The organism is Psychrobacillus sp. FSL K6-2836, from assembly GCF_038003085.1.
Taxonomy (GTDB): domain Bacteria; phylum Bacillota; class Bacilli; order Bacillales_A; family Planococcaceae; genus Psychrobacillus.
This window is the reverse complement of the sequence record NZ_JBBOOM010000001.1, coordinates 1088447-1108991: the sequence shown is the minus strand read 5'-3', so window position 1 is coordinate 1108991 and position 20545 is coordinate 1088447. Positions and strand designations below refer to the sequence as shown.

Below are 20545 nucleotides of genomic sequence, written 5' to 3'. Positions count from 1 at the left end.
AAAGCTATTTGAATCATGAATAAGGAGGTAGTGGCTTTGAAAAGCTGGCTGAGGCGAGGGTTTTCTGTTTGTGTGCTTTCTTTTTTGATCTCCACTAGTGTTTCGGCGGCGGAAAAGGAACCGACTAGGGAACAGATTTTGGAAATGCGCATGGATTACTATATAAAGTATTCGAGTGAGATGCTACCGTGGTATTACTTGGCAGCAATTGACCAATATGAGCGTAATCTGCAAGAGGTTCGAAGTGATCTCCCGAAACGAGATGGAATTGTGGCTTTTCAATTTTCCAATGACTTTTGGGTTGGATTATTGAATCCGATAAGAGAAGATCGGAATAGCACATCAATTACTTTCTTTGATGGTAGAGGACTTGATGGAAATAATGATGGCTTTGCTGATCTTAAACAGGATGATGACGTAATGTTTACATTAACTAATTATTTGAATGAACGCGTCGTAACAGTTGAGGATTTTGAAAAAACTTTGAAGGAATATTATGCTCGAGATGAAGCAGTCAAACAGATTATGACAAATGCTAAAATTTATCAGCATTATAATACGGTGGACCTTGATGGACGTGCATTTCCATTGGCTTTACAGCATAATTACAGTTACCGTAGCACTTGGGGTGACAGACGCGGCTGGGGTGGGCGACGAATGCATGAAGGGACCGATTTGTTCGCTTCCTATGGTGTACCAGTGAAGTCGACAACTTATGGCATTGTCGAGACAAAGGGCTGGAATGATTATGGTGGTTGGCGTGTAGGGATTCGTGATGTTAATAATACCTATCATTACTACGCCCATTTATCAGGTTATACAAAGGAGTTAAAAGAAGGCGATATATTGGAACCAGGAACCGTCATTGGTTACGTTGGTAGTTCGGGTTATGGTCGTGAGGGAACCTCGGGGAAATTCCCACCACACCTACACTATGGAATGTATAAATTTAACGGTCGCACGGAGTGGGCTTACGACCCTTTTCCATTATTGAAGCGTTGGGAGCAGCAGGAAAAGAGTGCTAAAAAGAATCCAGCAGCAAGTTAGTAGCTGCTGGATTCACTTATCAATAAAAGCAAGTGTTAGCCAAAAAAAGTGAAGCAACAGCACAATTACATAAAGGGAAATTGCTACATTTAACAAAAACAATATAAAGGGTTTTGATTCTAATTTGGCTACAATACTGATTAATAAAACAGGCAGAGCAATTTTTATAAGATAAAAGCCTGTGACGTTGGCTTCATATATACTAAGCATAATCGGATTAGCTTCTGTTATATGATGATTCTGAATGCCAAAATCGGTAAATAGAGCATCGAATGTAGCGAGTATTAATAGGACAATTCCCATTTTGATCAGTTTGTTTTGTGGCAAAATGGAAGAAATGGATTGCATTAGAAAGAGAACTCCTTTCATGTTTTTCTATAAGTATGTGATGGAAGTGACAGATTATATTCTTCATTTACAAAAATTAGATTACAATGAAAATAGTTAGGAAAGGATGTGCCAAAATTGAAAGATATTCCATTTGTATGTTCTTGGAGTGGCGGGAAGGATTCTGCAATGGCCTATTACCGGGCAATGAAAATGGGGATGAGACCGAAAAAGTTACTGACCATGTTCGAAGAGGAAGGAGATATTTCGAAATCCCATGCACTTCCCCTTGAAGTAGTCACAGCTCAGGCAGAACATTTAGGAGTGCCACTATCAATAAAGGAAGCAAGCTGGAATTCATATGAAGGACAATTTATAGATGCAATGGATAAATGTCGTACGGAAGGAATTACGCATGGTGTATTTGGAGATATTGATCTGGAGGGTCACTTAGAATGGGTACAGAAAACCTGTGCAAAATCGAATATTGTTGCAGTGCATCCATTATGGAAGGAGCCTCGTCGCAAGATTATAGAGGAATTGTTAGATGTGGGCTTTGAAGCTTGGATTGTAGTTGTGAATACAACGATGATGCCTGCCGAGTTTATTGGAAGAAAGTTTTCAAATGAGTTAATAGTAGAATTAGAAGCGCTAGGAATCGATGCTTGCGGAGAAAATGGAGAATTTCATACGGTTGTTGTAGACGGTCCAATTTTTTCAAAAAGGGTTCCGATAAGAATTGGGGAGACAGTCGAAAGAGGCAACTATGTTTTCTCACCGGTATCTATTGAATGAAAAAAATTTAGTTCTTTTTGATTATTAATACTGTAAAAGGGTATCGTAAAAAAGAAAATACATAAATTTTGAAATGGTGGAGAATACAAATGACGAAAATGAATAGAGGAATTATAACTGCACTTTCGGCAATTGGGCTAGCACAAGGCTTGAAGGTATTAACACATAAAAAGCTAACAGGTAATTGGGATTGGAAGCAAGCATTTACAACTGGTGGAATGCCAAGTTCTCACTCTGCAGGTGTCGCAGCATTAGCATCATACGTTGCTGCAAATAAAGGAACTCGTCATACAGAAACTGCATTAGCTGTTGTTTTCGGGGCAATTGTTATGTATGATGCACAAGGAATTCGAAGACATACAGGTGAAATTGCACAATTAGTAAATGACTTGGAAGATAATATTGTAGCCCTTTCAGGAAATTTCCCTAGCTTTGAATATGTTCAACGAGAAATCGAATTAAAGGAACTTTTAGGTCATCAACCAGTAGAAGTTTTGGCTGGTGCACTATTTGGAACTGCTTACGGCGTATTATGCGCTAAGTTGGAAGATTGATCCATTCTTGATTAAAGAGGCTGGGACAGAACCCCAAAACAGCATTTTTCTCTGTGAGAAAAATGCTGTTTTTTGTTTTGCACAAAATTGACTTCCATTCCAGGGACGCTTTCCACGGGCGTGGCCTGAGCCCGTAGTCTCAGGCATCACGCTATTCCTGTAGGAGTCGCGCCTCCATTCTAATCAATTTTATTAAATATCCATTATTTAGTAAAGGTTTCTCCTTATCCAATAAAATTTCTACTTCTGTCCCAGCTTCTTTATGTTTTATCTCATAAAAGGTCGTGGTTCGGGACAACAGGTTTTATTAATTTTCATCGGTATAGGTTTTAGTCTCTCCGTCTTCATACTCGATTTTCAGATCAACCTTTGTGTACTCATCTACTTCAAATGCCGACGCTACTCTTTGGATTACTTCTTCATCACTCATATCCTTCATGGGTTGTAGTTCTAAGAATATTGGTTGAAGAAGCGCATAGGCAGCATCACCTTTTAAACTAGAGGCGGCATGCATATTAATATATATACTGCTTCCTCTGTTTCGACATTGTATTGAGCCACTACAGCATCACTGTTATCAGGTGTATCGATGTGCAGGTCGAAGTTGGTGAAGCCATATTCATTTTCGGGATTCTCATCAGTTAATGTCTCATCTACCGTACTATCCTCTTCTGGATTTACAACAGTACCATTAGGAACATTCTCTTCAGGTTCGTCATTATTGTTGCCGCCGCATGCTCCTAGAACTAGTGCGGAGGTTAATAATGTAGCGCTGAGTATTTTATATTTTGACGTTTTCATGATGTCTACTCCTTTCGAGGCATAAAAACCTTTAGTATATTAATAACCTAAAATATTCTGGATTAAACAAATGTCTTTGACTTAGTAATTATTTTGAATAGTGTAACCAATACATTGTTATGAATAAGAGGATTAGGTTGAGGTAAGTGTGGGTAAAAGTATGGTAAGGTTATTATAAATTAGGAAGGTGATTGAATGGAGAATTATATGGAAATTACGTCTGTTGATCAATGGAAGAATGTCTTGGAGCAGTCAAGTGAAAAACCAGTAGTCGTGTTCAAACATAGTACAACCTGTCCAGTAAGTGCTCATGCATACGGAGAATTCAGCGCATTTGAAAAATTGATGGATCGTTATTTGGTGAAGGTTATAGAGAACCGTCCTGTATCCAACGAAATATCAATTGACCTGGGAATTCAACATGAATCTCCTCAAGCATTTGTAATAGCGAATGGAGAAGCTATATGGAATGCATCGCACTGGAAAATTACAAAAAAAGAGTTAGACAAGGTAACAGAATCTTTATAATGCATTAAAGGGCAGGCCTATTAAAGTCGCCACGTCCTGTGGCAACATCGGAATTAGTACGTCCTGTACGTCATAAGACCCCCACCTCAAGGAGTGGTCAAAGTAACAAAGTATAAGTGGGAGTGAACTGCCCGTAAAAGTCCGAATGGTTCGGGCCAACAGGATGTTGGTCACTCAGGTTTGCCGCAAGATGCAGGGTTATTTACCTGAGTTCAATTTTCAATCATTGACGGATGAAGAACAGATTCAATGATTGAAGTTTCACTTTATAAAGAATGGAGCAAAGGAATGGCACCTATACAAAAAGTAAGTAATTATTTAGTGAATAATGCAGAGGCGATTATACGAGATATTACGGATACAGCACTGGACAATTTGAGTATAAACTTATCACCGGAAGATCTTGAACATGCCATTCAAAAAAACGTACAGTTTTTGGTATTGCTGTCTGAGTCTCTACAAGATTCTAAGGAGTCAGCAGAGGAAGTGCTGAAAGAGTGGAGTAAACAAAATGGTGAAGAAGAAGCGAGGGTGTTTCATCAATTTTCTTCCGTTATAAAGCCATATGCAGTTAATCGGTTGTTATTTTTACAAAAAATATCTCAAATTTCAATGGAGCATGGGTTATCAACAGAAGACGTTGTTAAAGTAAATAATAGATTCTGTTATTTAATGGATATAAGTATGTCAGAAACTATTCAAGCATATGAAATGTATCGTGATAAATTAATGAAGGATCATCAGCGAGAAATTAATGAGCTATCTGCACCCATTGTTCCTATTCAAGACGGGGTGGCAGTTTTACCATTAATAGGTGCCATTGATTATACTCGTGTTCAACATTTGTTAAATTATGTAGTTCCTAGCATTCCTAATTTAAAGGTTGACCATCTGATTATCGACTTTAGTGGTATTTTAGCAATAGATACAGAAATAGCTCAGCATATATTCACGATTCACAATGTGCTTGGACTATTAGGGATTCATGTGTTATTCTCTGGAATTCGTCCTAATTTATCGATGACGGTAGTTAAAGCTGGAATTGATTTTACTTCTTTTGATACATATGGAAGTGTAAAACAGGCAATTGATAGTTTAAAATAATAGAATTTAGTTAATCCAATCCTCTAATTGAGGCGTTGGATTTTTTTTTTTTTGAAAAAGTATATAAATATGTCCTGTGAACACTGGGTTTGTGGCACTTTTGAAAATGAATAAAACGACTGATTTCCATTACATCTGTCTCACTCATCCTGCCTGAGTCGTCACCTTCCAGTGCAATCAATTAGTGTGTAGTACCCAGTATTAGTTTTAGCATAGCTTATCGCTTAGATGATAAGTCTGGTCAAATCTTAATTAAAAATGCGATTATCCAATATTAGAGGAAGCAAGCAGATTTTCTTTTATACTAGTGGAAATAAAGAGGAATAGTAAGTGTTTTTCCAATAAAGGAGCGAAATAGCGAACGAAATTGCATCTTCGAGGCCAGCACGACGCGGGGCAGGCAGTCGTTGCGAAATGTTTTTTTATTTTGCGACGAGCTTTGCGCAGGAGCACCACGATGTCGCGTACTTAGACTGTCATCCCTCTTTGAATAGGAAAGTAGCTTTTCTCTAGTTATCAACAAATGCACTTACCTGTTTCTAAGATTTGTAGAAGAGCAACGGACAGACAATAGCTATAAGATTACGAAAAAAGTGATATTGGTTGTGACGGGCGTCACAACCAATATCATAAAAAATTCACACAGTAATCTTATAGCAAAATGTCTGACTTAAGCCCTTCGAAAACGATAGAAACGGGTTTTGAACTTAAAATATTCTTGTGCTTACCCATTATCTGTTTAATTTTATTACACGGGGGGTAACTAATTTATATGCACAACATGAATAACGTTGAATAAAAGGAGGAAAAAGTATGCTAGATCGCTATTATTGGAATGATACATTATCATATTTACCTGAGTTAATCGTTGCAATACTTGTACTTGTTATTGGATTTATCGTCGCAAAAGTGTTGGAAAATGCTACTCACAAGTTATTGAGAAAGTTTCGGGTAAATGAACGTTTAGGAAATACGAAGTCCAAATGGACCGTAGAGAAGATTATTAGTAAGGTAGTATTTGTTATTATATTGATTTTAGCACTAGTTTTATTCTTTAATATTTTGAATTTAAATACAATGGCAACACCATTTGTTTCAATGTATTCAGGATTGACTGGAGCTTTCCTGAACGTACTAAAAGCCGCTTTAATATTATTATTTGCTTGGGTTTTAGCTACTGTTGTAAAAAAAGGCATTCAAATGGCTGGATCGAAGCTCAATCTAAATAAATACTCGGAGAAGGCAGGATTCGAAGCAAAACCTGAACACCAAGCCAAGTGGACAGATACTGCAGCTAAAGTTGCATATTATTTAATATTCCTTTTGTTCATTCCAGCAGTGTTGAATGCATTAGGAATAGATGGATTAAGTGGACCATTTGAAGGAATGCTAGCAAGCTTCTTTAATTTTATACCTAAGTTAATATCAGCAGTAATCGTATTTGCAATTGGTTGGTTTGTTGCGAAACTAGTTCGTAATTTACTAGAGAAATTATTGCAGTCAGCGGGAGTGGATCGTGTAGTAGATAAATGGAAGCTATCTTCATTTATTGAGGGTACAAGTTTATCAAAAATAGTTGGAATCATTGCATTTATACTAATCATGATTCCAGTATCGATTACAGCACTAGAGATTTTAGATTTAGAGGGTATTTCAGGACCAGCCATAGCCATGTTAAATGATGTTATGACGATGTTGCCGAAGATTTTCGTAGCAATTGTACTAGTGTTAGTGGGCATTATTGCTGCTAAATGGGTAAAGGATGTGGTTATCTCCTTACTAGAAAAATTAGGTGTGAATTCTATTTTTGGAAAAATGGGATTCAAATCTGCTAGTGGAGCAGCTCCATCGTTTGCAACTTTAATAGGGACGATTGTCCAAGTTGTTATAATCTTGTTATTCGTAGTAGAAGCACTTCAATTATTAGAGCTGGACTTTATGGTAACGCTAGCTACAGGTATCTTTGCTTACTTGCCATCAGTAATTGCAGCGATTATCATTCTAGCAGTAGGATTTTGGTTAGCTAGTTTAGTAGAAAAAATAGTTGGAAACGTGATGACTCATTCGTCAGGAACACCACATTTCCTACGTTATGTAGCGAAATATGCTATTTTAGCCTTTGCGTTTTTCATGGCGTTAGATCAATTAGGTATCGCAGCTTCTATTATTAATGCAGCATTCATCCTAATCCTGGGTGGTGTAGCATTGGCATTTGGACTTGCATTTGGACTTGGAGGCCGTGAGCATGCTGCAAAATATTTAACGAAAATGGAAAAAAGCTTAGATGATGCAGAAGTATCAAAAGAAAAATTTCAACAAGAAAAAGAATCGATGAAAGAATCATTTACAGAGAACTTTCAAGACCCTACAAAAACAGAGCAAAGTTTAAAAGGGGCAAGTCCTCATATGGACGAAATGAGTCCTATTAGAGAAGCGAATGTAAATGAAGTAAATCCTGCACATGAGGAAGATTCACCTAGCACGGGCTATAATATTCCATCGACGGATGATCTTCACCCGTTCGAGGACTTACCTCCGATTGACGAAAGAAAAGATGAACGATAAGAAATGGCTTCAGCGAGAAATAATCTCGCTGGAGCTTTTTTTTCTGAGAAAAGAACGTTTTTGCCCGATTATATATCTATCCCCACTCTTATTGATTACCACAGAAATTAGTTATGATTTCTCTACTATTTATGTATAATAGTATTAAAGTTTTAATATTCAGTAATTTGTAAATATTAGAATAGGGCGACAATAAAAGGGGGAATAGAATGTTAGTATCAGAGAGATTGGCATATTTAGCGAAGGAACAACCAACGAAAATCATCACTTCTTTTAAAGGCAGGGAGACAAGCTACGAAAAATTATTTGAGCAGGCTAAACGGCTTGCGGGATATTTCCAATCGAAAGGGTATAAACAAGAAGATATTATAGCCGTATATTTGATAAACTCGGATTACTTTTTGACATGTTATTATGCCTGCCAGCTAGGTGGATTTACGATATTACCGATTAATACAAAGTTAACAGCGCCAGAAGTCAATTATATATTTTCTCATTCAGAGGCAAAGGCTTTAATATATGACACTCGTTTACAATCGATATTAGACGATATTCCAGAAACATTGAATAGTTTCGATGATCTTCTATATTTAGGGGAGAAAGATACGCTACTCACCGTATTTAATGATGAAAGTTTGTTATTTAATGAAGTAAAGGTAGATGCAAATACAACGACAGTTATATTCTATACTTCGGGTACGACAGGTAAGCCGAAAGGGGTTATGCTATCAGCAGCAAATGTTCGAGCAACGGCAAAGCTTTATGGTGAGGCTCTTGAACTGAATTCAGAGGATCGCATGCAAATTGTAGCTCCTCTTTTTCATTGTGCAGCAAGTCATGTATTTAGTATTCCGGTTATTTATGCTGGTGGAACTGTCGTTATTGAAGAAGGATTTTCTCCAAAACAAACGATGGAAACATTGGAACAAGAAAAAATCACCGTTTTCTTTGGTGTACCGGCAATGTATAGTATTTTATTGAATAGTGCCAAAATGGAAACGCTCAGGCTACCTAATTTAAGATTATTTACGTATGGTGCATCTCCTATGCCATTTGAGTTAATTCGGAAAACAAAAGCAATGTTCCCAGAAGTTAAGGTCCAGAATATATATGGCCAAACAGAAAACTCACCAGCGGCAACAACATTAAAGGATCATTATGCGCTTGATAAAGTAGGTTCTGTAGGAGAGCCGGTACCAGGAACACAGGTCCAAGTTGTTGATGAGCAGGGCAAACCACTTCCTCCTGGTCAAGTAGGAGAAATTGTCATAAAGGGTCCTCAGCTAATGAAGGGATATTTAAAAAATGAAGAAGCTACGAAACAGGCGATTAGAAATGGTTGGTTATATAGTGGCGACTTGGGACGAATGGATGAAGATGGACTTTTATATATTGTGGATCGGAAAAAAGATATGATAAATCGCGGCGGGGAAAATGTATTTCCAGTAGAAGTGGAAGAGGTTCTATATGAAATACCTGAAGTACTAGAAGCTGCAGTAATTGGTATCCCCCACGAGATATACGGTGAGGTTCCGAAAGCGTATGTTGTATTGAAGGAAGGTAAGGAACTGAAAGAAGAAGATGTTTTGACAATATGCTCAAAAAAATTGGCTAAATATAAGCTACCAGTAGAAGTAGAATTCATCGATAGTTTACCACGCAATGCAAGTGGAAAAGTGCTAAAGACTATACTGCGCAATTAAATTAGATAACTTAGCATTCTATTTTAGTCATTTGAATAGAATGCTTTTTATATTGTCTGTGCCGATAATTAATAGTCTAATAATTTTTATTTATAAATAAATTAGAAATACATTGAGGGAAATTTACAATACGAAAAGAATACTAAATTGGTTCGTATTGGAAAAAAATCGTAGATTTGAGTATCTTTATATCGAGGTATTTTTTTAGGAGTAATATTGAAAAAATGAGTAAAAAGTAATCAAATAATTTTTATTTGGTATTTTTTCGTTTAAATATTCTCTTTTTGTCCAAAATTAAAAACAAAAAAATGTTATATATATTTTGTGGTTAGCTTACGTGACAAAAGTCTATGAGTTTATAGTTCTAGTAAGTTTTTCGGATTTTTATAGGATTTTTGACTATAAGATTATGTAGTGGTATTTATTATATTAAAGGAAAAGTTTTCTAGTACTTCTACAATATTAAGTAGTTAATAACTTTTCTAAACAGTTTCAAAACCTATTATAGAAACTCAATTTCATAATTAGTTGGTTCAATTAAAAACATGAATTTACGTACGTCATATCACATAACTATAATTGTTTTTTTAACTCGATTTGTTTGAGTGTCTAGAAGAACATTTGTCTGGAGTGGAAATCAGTGTTGTACGAATCTTACTATTTACAAGTTTTATGAAATTAATTATAAAAATAGGTTTATAAAGTAGTAGGGTAGGGTATTGGGTGTTAGTCGACTTCTATTACCCATTTTTACCAATGTAGGAAGTACCTGTGGGTCCTTATAAAAGCACTACACAGTTATTTTATAAATGCCACAAAATTTCAAGATAAGGGAGATGTATGGAATGTCAGGAATTATTCGCGTAACACCAGCTGAGTTAGATGCTATGGCTTCTCGCTACAACCATGAATCAGGGGAGGTTGCTTCTCAAATTGGTCGCCTAGATGGCATGATCGGTGAATTGCAGTCAATGTGGGAAGGTTCTTCTAGTGCTGCCTTCGCTGAGCAATATGAGAGACTTAAACCTCATTTCAATGAAATGCGTGAATTATTAAGTGAAGTAGGTATTCAATTAAGCCGTGCTGGTCAAGCGTTGCAAGATGCTGACCAACAAGTTGCTAGTCAAATTCGCGGATAACAATAGTTCCGCAAGTCAAAATAGTAGAGCGTCATTCCCACACAGGAAGGCGCTTTTTCCTTAATTGGGGTGAGAGAGTGTATATAGAAATTACTGTAGATCTTTCTAAATACGATGGAAAAGTCTTAGATCTAAGACTTTCTGATTACTACACAATGAAAAAAATGATTGATATAGCCTGGCAGGCCAATTCTATATCCAAAACTCCACGCGAAGGCCATTGGGTGCGCGTAGTGAATAAAGATAAAATATTCCCAGGACATTTGACGTTAGCCCATTGCGGAATAACGACAGGTGACCGAATTGAAATTATTTGAAGGAGCTACAAAGATGGCCAAACGTTCACATACATACTTAAAAAACCGAATAGGTGCAGAAATAAATGAAGAACCACTTAAAACTACTTTTGTCTTTCAAAAAGAGAGAGTGGGATTTAAGCGAACTGAAGAAATTATTTTTCTAAAGGAAGTTAATCCAAAAATAAAAAAAGATATAGTAATAACCGACGACGAGCTAATTATTCAAGCGGATATCCCAGCCTCTTTTAAGCGTTTTGATGACATTCAAGGAGAGGATGAAAAATCTCGTTGGATGTTTGCATACCAACTAGTGGAGAAGGTTTATTCCCATCCATATCCACGCTTAAATTTAGTCGTTTCCCCGGAAAACATTGTGTATAGCCGAGGGATGGATCCTGTTTTTCTTTATTATGGAGTGTTAGGGAGTTTACCGCCCTTTGAAACAAATGATGAGCGCGTCTGGTTAGAAACAAAAGCCGTAGTTGCAGCCGCAATAGACGGCTCTTTCACATTTGAAGAGTATTTAAAGTATTCCGAGATTCTTGAACTGAAGGAAATGGGCGCTACCATTATGTCCATGAAAGAAAGTGACTCTTTACTGGACTTCATAAGTCAGCAAATGGAGCAACTAGAAGTAAAAGAACTAGAAAATGTGAAGCTTCCTCGAAAAAAGTGGAAAATTACCAAATGGATATCTATTGGGTTAGGTGTACTTATTATTCCTGCAATTATATTTACTGTAATTTATTTTGTACACGAAAAGCCAAAAACAGATGCATTTATCAATAGTCAAGCATCCTTCCTCGGTCAAAACTACAGTCAAGTAGTAACAACTTTAAGCCCTTATAGCGTTAAGTCTATGCCATATATTGTTCTTTACGAACTTGCGTACTCATCTGTTACCAATGAACGCTTGGATGAAGAACAAAAAGAAAATGTGCTTTCTAATATTACATTGCAAACTGATGCAGATTATTTTAGATATTGGATTTATCTCGGTCGTGGAGAGGCAGAAAATGCTGTAGATATTGCAAGAGCAATGGAAGATGGGGAGTTAATCACCTATGCATTGTTGAAAAGAAGAGAAGAAGTGAAGGCAGATAAAGATTTAACTGGTGAAGAAATGCAAGAACTACTAAACGAAATTGATCAAGAAGTAGAGGAATATGAAAAGTTAATGGAAGAAGTGGAAGAACAGGAACTACAAGAGCAGCAAGAACTAGAGCAGGCACAACAGGAACAGCAAGAACTAGAGCAAAAAGAAAAAGAAAAGCAGGAGCTAGAACAAAAGCAAAAAGAACAACAGGAGCTAGAACAAAAGCAAAAAGAACAACAGGAACTAGAACAAAAGCAAAAAGAACAACAAGAAAAACAGCAACAACAAACAGATCAAACAAAGTAACAGTAAACAGGAAAAGAAATAAAGAATAGATAAAATTCTAAAGTAGTTTGAAAGAAGGTGTGGCTATTGCAACAACTATGGTTGTTTTACGACGAAAATTATCAGTGGATAACTCTACCAGAAAGTGACTTTACATCTTTAACAATTGGACCTGCCATAGAACATGATATTACGATACAGACATTTCCTTTTGTGAATGGTCCTTTTACATTAAAAAAAGAGGATAATGTACTCGTTATTTATAGTGGAGACAAATCTTTTGGAAGAATCACAGACGATGAGGGTCTTACGATTGAACAGAAAGAAAAAGTGCTTCATTTGTATACTTCGTCTACTCCACTAACTTCTAAAACTTACTTTATAGACTTTGACAATGAGGTTTCGTTTGATACCCAATTAGAAATTGCGACATTTCAAAGACTGAAAACAAGTTTTCCAAGAGTAGAGTCTGGACATTTCTCGATAAATAAAATAAAAGATGGCTGGATTATAAAGAAAGACTTTGGCTGTCCTTTATATGTAAACGGTAAGTTAGTGGAATCTAACACAGTTCTTGCCGATGGAGATATTCTTCAGTGGGCATTTATGGAAATGAAATTACTCCAAAAAGACTTACTAGAGGTAACTGCATCGGTTCCTTATGCCACGAAATTGTCTATTATAGATGTCCCGGAGTCTGAAATTCTGCAGATGTATCCTGATTATCGTCGTACACCGAGAATGATTTATGATCTTCCAGATGACAAAATTTCATTAACATTTCCTACCCAGGAAACGGATGATTCCGGAAGAGGATTATGGCTTATAATAGCCCCACCACTGGTGATGCTCGTTGTCATGGCACTTGTAGCAATTTTTATCCCAAGAGGAATTTTCGTTATTATTTCTATCACAATGTTTTTAACATTTCTAGTCACCTCCACTGTTCAATATTTCCGTGACAAAAAGAAGCATAAGCGGAATGCAGAAAAACGGCGCCGTGTGTATAAAGCGTATTTAGAAAACATGAGAGAAGAGCTTTACGAGCTTTCAGAGAAACAAAAGAAAGTGTTGAACTATCATTTCCCTGATTTTGAAGAAATGAAACAAATGACTAATGATTTATCCAGTAGAATTTGGGAAAGATCACTTGAGAGCCATGACTTTTTAGAGTTTAGATTAGGAACTGGAAATGTAAAAGCTAGCTATGATATTAAACTATCCTCTGGTGATTTAGCTAATAGAGAAATAGATGATTTGCTCGAACAAGCTCAGCGAATGGAACAGGTTTACAAAGAGATTCCTGCTGCACCAATTACAACGAAATTACCCGAAGGTATTTTAGGCTTAACTGGCAAAGAATCAGTGATTAAGCGTGAACTTCAGCAAATAATTGGTCAATTGGCATTTTCTCAAAGTTATCATGATACAAGATTTATATATATTTTCAATCATGATGAATATGCCGATGTAGAGTGGATGAAATGGCTACCCCATTTTAAGCTGCCGCATATGCATGCTAGAGGTTTGATACATAACGAGGAAACAAGAGATCAATTATTGTCTTCGTTATATGAAATTATTCGCGAGCGAGATACAGATGATCAGAAGGGTAAAACAATATTTGCCCCACATTTAGTTTTCTTTGTTTCGGATTACTCATTGCTTGCAGAGCATGTCATTTTGGAATACTTAGAAGGCAAACATACAAAAGACCTTGGAATATCGGTTATCTTCGCAGAATCCGCTCAGGAAAGAATGACTGAGAATGTGCACACACTTATTCGATATGTAAACGAACGTGAAGGGGATATCCTCATCGAGGCAGGTAAAGCAGTAGATATTGCATTCAATTTAGATGAATTTGATACTACGACCAACGAACGATTTACCAGAATGCTGCGAACATTGAACCATCAAATAGGCATAAAAAACTCTATACCAAACTCGGTTAGTTTTCTAGAGATGTTCGGCGTTAAGGATATTGAGGATGTTCCAATAGCTAGAAATTGGACATTGAATGAGTCGGCAAAATCACTTGCTGTGCCGATTGGTTTTAAAGGAAAAAATGAACTCGTCGCATTGAACTTACATGAGAAGGCTCATGGTCCTCATGGTTTGTTAGCAGGTACAACGGGCTCTGGTAAAAGTGAATTTTTACAGACGTATATATTATCACTTGCAGTTCATTATCATCCACACGAAGTAGCTTTCTTATTAATCGACTACAAAGGCGGAGGAATGGCACAGCCGTTCAAGCATATCCCGCATTTATTAGGAACGATTACGAATATTGAAGGCAGTAAAAACTTTAGTATGCGGGCACTAGCTTCTATAAATAGTGAGCTGAAACGAAGACAGCGACTTTTCGATCAATACGTCGTTACGCATATTGATGATTACACGACACTTTATAAAGAAGGAAAAGCGATGGAACCCCTTCCTCATTTGTTCCTCATTTCCGATGAATTTGCAGAGCTGAAACGTGAGGAACCAGAATTTATACGAGAGCTTGTGAGTACAGCTCGCATCGGACGAAGTTTAGGAGTACATCTTATTTTAGCTACTCAAAAGCCAGGAGGAGTTATAGACGAACAGATTTGGAGTAATGCAAGATTCCGAGTTGCATTAAAGGTACAGGATGCATCGGATAGTAAAGAAATCTTAAAAAATGGAGATGCCGCATCTATCACCGTAACTGGTCGTGGTTATCTACAAGTTGGAAACAATGAAGTGTATGAGCTATTCCAATCTGCATGGAGCGGTGCCCCTTATAAGGAAGAAGTGCTAGAAGGAGAAGATGATGTGGCAATTGTCACGGATCTAGGCTTGTATCCACTTTCTGGTATAGCAACAAATGTGAAAAAGAAATCTAGTGGAATGACCGAAATGGAAGCAGTGACAGCGAAAATTGCGGAGTCAACCGCTGATATGAATATTCAAAAAGTAGCTAGTCCTTGGTTAGAGCCGTTAGCGTTACGTCTTGAAAAACAACACGATATACCTAGAAGTCAAACGGGATTCCCTATAGGGATGATTGACGAACCAGATAAGCAAAGCCAGACACCAATTGCTTATAACTGGACAAAGGATGGAAATCTTGGCGTATTTGGTTCCTCTGGATATGGGAAATCATATACATTGCTCACAACTTTATTGGGACTTGCGGAAAACCTAACTCCAGAAGAAGCAAACTTTTACTTACTCGATTACGGAAATGGTTCGTTACTACCTCTTAGACAGCTCCCACATACAGCTGATTATTTCACGATCGATGAAGAACTGAAAAGAGATAAATTAGTTAAGTTAATAAAAGAAGAAATTGCTAAGCGAAAAATTGCCTTCCAACAATCAGAGGTTAGTAACATCCATATGTTCAATAAACTATCAGCTTCGACGTTACCTTTTCTATATATAGTCGTAGATAATTATGATATTGTCCGTGAAGAAATGGAAGAGTTAGAGGCTCAACTAATTCAATTTGGTCGAGATGGTCAATCACTAGGAATCTATTTATTTGTGGCTGCGACAAGAGTTCAATCAGTTCGACAGTCCCTAATGAATAACTTAAAAACGAAAATTGTTCATTATTTAATGGATACTACGGAGTCATTTACAGTAATCGGTCGTGTACCGTTTGACTTAGAACCATTCCCAGGTAGAGCAATTCTGAAAAAAGAGGATGCTTACTTTGCACAAATTTATCTCCCTGCTAGTGGGGCAGATGACTACGAAGTATTAGAATCCATTAAGGTAAAAGTGAGTAATTTACGAACGCAATACTTGGAAGAAAATCTTCCGAAACCAATTCCGATGCTCCCGCTCGAGCTTACATCTACAAACTTTTCCTTCTACTTGGATGGAAAGAACAAAGATGGAATCGTTCCAATTGGGTTGGATGAGGATACAGTGCTTCCAATTTCCATTGACTTTAAGAAAAATCGTCATTGTCTACTTATTGGGCAGGTTCAAAGAGGGAAGACAAATACGATTACTTGGATGCTTCACACACTTTTAGAACAGAAGACGGGATTCATTTCTATATTTGATTCGTTTGACCGAGGATTATCAAGATTCGCTGAGCATGATTCCATTGACTATCTGGAAACGAAAGAGAATTTGGCAGAATGGATTACTCGAACAGAGCAATATTATGCGGAAGTAGAGCGGATTTACCTCGAAAATATTCAACAAGGGAAATCTGTAGAAATTACACTTTCTTATTTCGTCATTGATGGATATACAAGATTCTTACAAGTAGCTGATATTAGCCTGCAGGATAGACTAGCAAAATTGATGAAGCGTTATGCTCACTTAGGCTTTAATGTCGTCATGTCAGGAAATAATGCAGAAATCACGAAGGGCTATGATGCCTTTACGAATGAGTTGAAGCTTGTCCGACAGGCGCTCGTGTACATGAAAAAATCGGAACAAACTTTGTTTACAGTAGCGTATGAGCGCAAAGAAGCAGAGCTTCCACTTGGATTTGCACATTATATTTTGAATGGGAACGCAACGAAAGTAAAAATTCCATTAAGTGAGTTGGAGAGGACGAACATACAATGAAATCAACAAAAAATACCAAATTACTAAAATACGGTGTTGGAATTCTATTAATATTAGCTGTTCCCATTATTTTCTTCCAGCTGATGGGTGTTAATATTCTCGATTTGAATAACGCAAATAAACGTACGATTGCTATCGTAAATGAAGATATGGGTTTAACGAAGGATTCAGAAAAGGTACAAATGGGTGTTGAAGTAGTATCCATTTTAGCGGATGACTCAGATTACGAATGGGAAGTAATGGGACGTGGGGCCGCGGAGAATGGAATAAAATCCAACCAATACGACGCAATTGTATATATTCCTTCCAATTTCTCGGAAAATATAATGTCTTATGACGAACAAAATCCGAAAAAAGCAGAGTTTGCCTATCAAGTACAGCGTCAGAAAACAGGATTACGGAAAGAACAGGTTTTACATGAAATAGAAGTAGCAACAGATCGAGTAAATGATAAAATTTCCACTTTGTACTGGAGCTATATAGCGCAGGAAATGAATCATATTAAAAAAGAGTTTACGAGTATTTTAGGAAAAGAAACAGAATTCCTAAGTGCAATGTCAGCCTATTATAAGCCAGAATCAGAAACATTGGCTGAACAGATGCAAAGACAAAAGGACCAAATGGCATCATTGCAAACTACAATCGGATCTGCAAATAATGCTCATACTAGCCGTATTGAAAATGCCGATTCGTTTGGATTACAAATGAACAACTTCATCACCTATGTACAGCAATATAAGGAGTTTCAGAATACACAAAGACAAATACTACAGCAAGTACAGGATGATAGTTTAGCGAAAATTCATGCAGCTGCAGCAACACAAGCAGAGCAGTTCAATCAGTCCGTTCAAATGCTGGAGGATAGTAATAATAAATTAAATGAAGAAATTCAAAAAGTGAATAATATTGTGGAGACAAATAAAGAAAAATTTAATGAATTATCAGAACTACGAAAAAAAGAAGTAGATCGGCAGGCTAAGGATTTACTAGCAGTGCAAGGTACTGCAATCGATCGTTATAATAATACAATTTTAGATAATCTTGAAAAAGGCATTGAGACAGGAAAAAGTAGCAATGCAGTGCTTTCTGCAGCTTCTTTAGGAATAGAGCCAAATCAACTTACTTCTATTAAAGATCAGCTAGAACAAAAAGCAGCGGAGAAAGCCTCTACTATTTTACCTGGATTAGAACAAGAACGCTGGAAAGTAGAAAGTATATTATCCGCATTAACTTCCTTAAAAACAAAGGTAGCAGAAACGGATCCTGCATCTACTTTTATAAGTGAAATTGATCAGCTTCAGGTGGAACTTGAGTCGATTACAGCTGGCTTAGCTGAAAGAGAAACAACTTGGGTTAATGCAAACCAAACCGGAAATGCTGACTATTCAAAAGCTTCTACAGAGTATACAAAGCTATTAGAAAACTATAGCTCTATTTATAGAGAATACGAATCTGTCCAACAGGTTGTAAATACTTATCCAACAGATACTGCACGAATAGGAATGGAAATAATACTAAAAGAAGAAGACTTGTTGGCTAATACTAACCTATCAAAAAATCAGCGAGCTAGATTACAAAAGCTATTTGCAAAAGGTGCAGCTAAAACAGATACAAGTTCTTTGTTATCCTACTATGCTACGTTAGAACAATTTGAATTCACTCTCAATGAAGGCGGAGATAGTGTCAATAAGGATGCTGTTTTAAAGGATGAAATTTTGACAGCTTTACTGAAAAATGTAGTGGAAATTAACGAATTGGAATTGGAGGGTTGGAATTCTGTATCAGAGACTATTCCAGAAACAGAACTAGGAATGTCCGACCTTAGTACAACGTTTGCTGCCATCATGTCTGGTTATAAAGAAACTGCGGAACAGCAGCATGCATCATTAATCAATGAACTAAACTCTATTGATCAACAAGCAAATGTCTTACTTGCGCAAATTCAAAATCCTACGAATATGATTCCGTCTGGGGAGCCAGTGGCAGCTACTTCTGAAGGGGAAGTAATGGCTGGTCAACAAAATGTGACTAATCAGCTTGTAACGTTAAGTGGAATGATTCAATCATTATCACAAAAACAAAGCAGTTTAGTAGATTACGCAAATGACCTAACTGTGAAAGCAGAAAATATAAAAGAGACGTCCAATGAATTTAGTGGTAAATGGGATACGAATGTAGCTGCCATGTCTGAATTCGATAATGATATTCAAGACTTTCTTGCCAATACATATGTCGATGGTCAGGAAAACGGATATGCCTTTAATCATTTTGTAAATCCACTTGATGTAAAAGGAGAAGCAGCAGTTTCTGATGAAATGGAGAAAGTCCCTCCTGTTATTTTATTTATCATTCTATTAATCAGTAGTTTGTTGATCGGATATTTCTCTTATCAGATGAAAGATGGTCCGATTGGGCTCCAATTAGCTATGACAGCTTTATTATCCGTACTTGTTGGACTAATTATTAGTTTCTACAGTATCTATATGTATATTTTAAATGACCATCGTGCGCTTGAATGGACAATTTTTACAATTCTTTTATTGCTTGCAGGCGCAGCCATCATTCGCGTGGCTTTAGAATTCGGCCAATCAGTTGGGTGGCTTGCTAGCTTGGCGTTGATGTGCTTATATATCATTCCATTACTAATACTTGCAGTGCCCGATATTAATATTCCTGATATGTTGTCTGCTGTTTATATGTCTATCAAATATGAACCAGAAACTAGCTTTATGTGGGGAGCAGTAATCACAGCGGTTATAGCAATAGTGATGTTAGCAACAACTTACTTGATGAATAAAAACAAAAATAAAAGATCAAAAGCATCTGCGGCAGATGAAGCGTATGAAAGTTAACCCTCGTCTTTTGTTTCCAATATTGTTTTTAACGCTAGTTGGAAATGGTTTTGTTGTTTTAGCGGAAGAACCAAAAAAGGTAGAAGACTTAGATCCTGTTATTTATGAAAAACTAGAATTTAAGAAAAATACGGATTATCTGCATGATAAGAAAAAAACGGAAATGAAAAATACAATTCCTAAGAAGCAAGTTGATATATATTTTGATGGGAGAAAGAAGCTTCCTAACAGAGGAGACACTTCCTATTTGTTTCAAACGGCTGAGCGTGGGGAGAAAAGTACCGTAACAGCAAAATCCTCTGAGTTAAAGTTATTTTCTGAAAAAGATATTACTCTAGCAGATGTTTCAGTATCCCAAATAGAAGAGGAATCCGCTAGTAATAGTGCGAGGACAATCCTATTTTTTGGTGTAATAGGGATTGGTATTCTTACTTTGTTTGTCATTTTCTTACCGAGGTTAGTAAGTACCTCAGAGTCTACTGAATCAGCCAAATGAAAAAGGGAGTGAATATATATGCCAGGATATTATTATGCTTTACTAGCTAAAAAGAAGGATGACTTGCAAAGATTAACTGCATGCCAGTCTTCCTTGCAAGGAAAGCAATCCGAATTTAATACAAATGAACATAAGTGTTTAGAGCCAGAGCTAACTGCCACTACTTGGCAGGGAACTCATGGAGATAAGTTTGACGATATTCGAGAATCAGGAATTCATACTAGCTATGTGGATATATCCGGAAGTCAATTTTCTAATGTATTTAGTGCAATCTCTACGAGAATAAGTGAATTGAATACTGAAATAGCATCTATTGAACAAACGATCGCCAATATTTTAGCGGAGCAAGAACGCAGGCGTCAAGAGAAAGCAAACTAACTTGCAAGGG

General features: G+C 36.8%; 17 protein-coding genes. 14 read left to right on the top strand and 3 right to left on the bottom strand.

Features of this window, described 5'->3' with window-relative positions; all coding sequences use genetic code 11:
• Positions 1 to 15: 15 nt before the first annotated feature.
• Positions 16 to 1047, top strand: coding sequence for a M23 family metallopeptidase (locus MKY37_RS05300; RefSeq protein WP_340774573.1), 1032 nt, complete (start codon positions 16 to 18; stop codon positions 1045 to 1047).
• A 12-nt stretch (positions 1048 to 1059) separates the two neighbouring features.
• Here MKY37_RS05300 and MKY37_RS05295 read toward each other — a convergent pair whose 3' ends face one another.
• Complete coding sequence (locus MKY37_RS05295) at positions 1060 to 1395, bottom strand: DUF5658 family protein (protein WP_340774570.1); 336 nt, start codon at positions 1393 to 1395, stop codon at positions 1060 to 1062.
• Positions 1396 to 1503: 108 nt separating this feature from the next.
• On the opposite strand from MKY37_RS05295, the gene MKY37_RS05290 reads away from it, so the two are divergent.
• Both MKY37_RS05290 and MKY37_RS05285 read left to right on the top strand, forming a co-directional pair.
• Positions 1504 to 2169 carry a Dph6-related ATP pyrophosphatase gene (locus MKY37_RS05290; protein WP_340774568.1) on the top strand — a complete coding sequence of 222 codons (666 nt, stop codon included), beginning with the start codon at positions 1504 to 1506 and terminating at the stop codon, positions 2167 to 2169.
• An 89-nt stretch (positions 2170 to 2258) separates the two neighbouring features.
• Positions 2259 to 2723, top strand: coding sequence for a divergent PAP2 family protein (locus MKY37_RS05285; protein WP_340774565.1), 465 nt, complete (start codon positions 2259 to 2261; stop codon positions 2721 to 2723).
• Positions 2724 to 3030: 307 nt separating this feature from the next.
• On the opposite strand, the gene MKY37_RS05280 is transcribed toward MKY37_RS05285, so the two are convergent.
• Together MKY37_RS05280 and MKY37_RS05275 are read right to left on the bottom strand one after the other, a co-directional pair.
• Positions 3031 to 3237, bottom strand: a complete 207-nt coding sequence (locus tag MKY37_RS05280; RefSeq protein ID WP_340774562.1) for a YusW family protein — start codon at positions 3235 to 3237, stop codon at positions 3031 to 3033.
• Positions 3216 to 3524, bottom strand: coding sequence for a hypothetical protein (locus MKY37_RS05275; RefSeq protein WP_340774560.1), 309 nt, complete (start codon positions 3522 to 3524; stop codon positions 3216 to 3218). Before MKY37_RS05275 ends, MKY37_RS05280 begins: the two co-directional genes overlap by 22 nt.
• Positions 3525 to 3719: 195 nt before the next feature.
• Here MKY37_RS05275 and ytxJ point away from each other — a divergent pair, with 195 nt between their 5' ends.
• The 11 genes from ytxJ to MKY37_RS05220 all read left to right on the top strand — a co-directional run bounded on the left by ytxJ (position 3720) and on the right by MKY37_RS05220 (position 20535).
• Complete coding sequence (gene ytxJ / locus MKY37_RS05270) at positions 3720 to 4052, top strand: bacillithiol system redox-active protein YtxJ (protein WP_340774558.1); 333 nt, start codon at positions 3720 to 3722, stop codon at positions 4050 to 4052.
• Positions 4053 to 4301: 249 nt separating this feature from the next.
• Positions 4302 to 5156 carry an STAS domain-containing protein gene (locus tag MKY37_RS05265; protein ID WP_340774556.1) on the top strand — a complete coding sequence of 285 codons (855 nt, stop codon included), beginning with the start codon at positions 4302 to 4304 and terminating at the stop codon, positions 5154 to 5156.
• 813 nt (positions 5157 to 5969) lie between these two features.
• Positions 5970 to 7721 (top strand): mechanosensitive ion channel, encoded by a 1752-nt coding sequence (locus MKY37_RS05260; RefSeq protein WP_340774554.1) that lies wholly within the window; start codon positions 5970 to 5972, stop codon positions 7719 to 7721.
• 209 nt (positions 7722 to 7930) lie between these two features.
• Positions 7931 to 9424: a class I adenylate-forming enzyme family protein gene (locus tag MKY37_RS05255; RefSeq protein ID WP_340774551.1), complete on the top strand. Its 1494-nt coding sequence runs from the start codon at positions 7931 to 7933 to the stop codon at positions 9422 to 9424.
• Positions 9425 to 10269: 845 nt separating this feature from the next.
• On the top strand, positions 10270 to 10563 hold the full coding sequence (locus tag MKY37_RS05250) for a WXG100 family type VII secretion target (RefSeq protein ID WP_090565261.1): 294 nt from the start codon (positions 10270 to 10272) through the stop codon (positions 10561 to 10563).
• Between the two features lie 77 nt (positions 10564 to 10640).
• Positions 10641 to 10880 (top strand): EsaB/YukD family protein, encoded by a 240-nt coding sequence (locus MKY37_RS05245; RefSeq protein WP_093494092.1) that lies wholly within the window; start codon positions 10641 to 10643, stop codon positions 10878 to 10880.
• 13 nt (positions 10881 to 10893) lie between these two features.
• Complete coding sequence (gene essB / locus MKY37_RS05240; RefSeq protein WP_340774543.1) at positions 10894 to 12264, top strand: type VII secretion protein EssB; 1371 nt, start codon at positions 10894 to 10896, stop codon at positions 12262 to 12264.
• Positions 12265 to 12330: 66 nt separating this feature from the next.
• Positions 12331 to 16809 (top strand): type VII secretion protein EssC, encoded by a 4479-nt coding sequence (gene essC, locus MKY37_RS05235; RefSeq protein ID WP_340774541.1) that lies wholly within the window; start codon positions 12331 to 12333, stop codon positions 16807 to 16809.
• A complete protein-coding gene (gene esaA, locus MKY37_RS05230) occupies positions 16806 to 19661 on the top strand; it encodes a type VII secretion protein EsaA (protein WP_340774539.1) in 2856 nt (951 codons plus the stop codon). Before essC ends, esaA begins: the two co-directional genes overlap by 4 nt.
• Positions 19642 to 20157, top strand: coding sequence for a type VII secretion EssA family protein (locus MKY37_RS05225; RefSeq protein ID WP_340774535.1), 516 nt, complete (start codon positions 19642 to 19644; stop codon positions 20155 to 20157). Before esaA ends, MKY37_RS05225 begins: the two co-directional genes overlap by 20 nt.
• A gap of 18 nt (positions 20158 to 20175) precedes the next feature.
• Positions 20176 to 20535, top strand: a complete 360-nt coding sequence (locus MKY37_RS05220) for a YwqH-like family protein (RefSeq protein WP_340774532.1) — start codon at positions 20176 to 20178, stop codon at positions 20533 to 20535.
• The last annotated feature ends 10 nt before the right edge of the window (positions 20536 to 20545 follow it).

Coding starts and splice junctions, on each gene's coding strand:
- MKY37_RS05300 (WP_340774573.1), top strand. CDS start 16: ATGAATAAGGAGGTAGTGGCTTTGAAAAGCTGGCTGAGGCGAGGGTTT.
- MKY37_RS05295 (WP_340774570.1), bottom strand. CDS start 1,395: ATGCAATCCATTTCTTCCATTTTGCCACAAAACAAACTGATCAAAATG.
- MKY37_RS05285 (WP_340774565.1), top strand. CDS start 2,259: ATGACGAAAATGAATAGAGGAATTATAACTGCACTTTCGGCAATTGGG.
- MKY37_RS05280 (WP_340774562.1), bottom strand. CDS start 3,237: ATGCATGCCGCCTCTAGTTTAAAAGGTGATGCTGCCTATGCGCTTCTT.
- MKY37_RS05275 (WP_340774560.1), bottom strand. CDS start 3,524: ATGAAAACGTCAAAATATAAAATACTCAGCGCTACATTATTAACCTCC.
- ytxJ (WP_340774558.1), top strand. CDS start 3,720: ATGGAGAATTATATGGAAATTACGTCTGTTGATCAATGGAAGAATGTC.
- MKY37_RS05265 (WP_340774556.1), top strand. CDS start 4,302: ATGATTGAAGTTTCACTTTATAAAGAATGGAGCAAAGGAATGGCACCT.
- MKY37_RS05260 (WP_340774554.1), top strand. CDS start 5,970: ATGCTAGATCGCTATTATTGGAATGATACATTATCATATTTACCTGAG.
- MKY37_RS05255 (WP_340774551.1), top strand. CDS start 7,931: ATGTTAGTATCAGAGAGATTGGCATATTTAGCGAAGGAACAACCAACG.
- MKY37_RS05250 (WP_090565261.1), top strand. CDS start 10,270: ATGTCAGGAATTATTCGCGTAACACCAGCTGAGTTAGATGCTATGGCT.
- essB (WP_340774543.1), top strand. CDS start 10,894: ATGGCCAAACGTTCACATACATACTTAAAAAACCGAATAGGTGCAGAA.
- esaA (WP_340774539.1), top strand. CDS start 16,806: ATGAAATCAACAAAAAATACCAAATTACTAAAATACGGTGTTGGAATT.
- MKY37_RS05225 (WP_340774535.1), top strand. CDS start 19,642: ATGAAGCGTATGAAAGTTAACCCTCGTCTTTTGTTTCCAATATTGTTT.
- MKY37_RS05220 (WP_340774532.1), top strand. CDS start 20,176: ATGCCAGGATATTATTATGCTTTACTAGCTAAAAAGAAGGATGACTTG.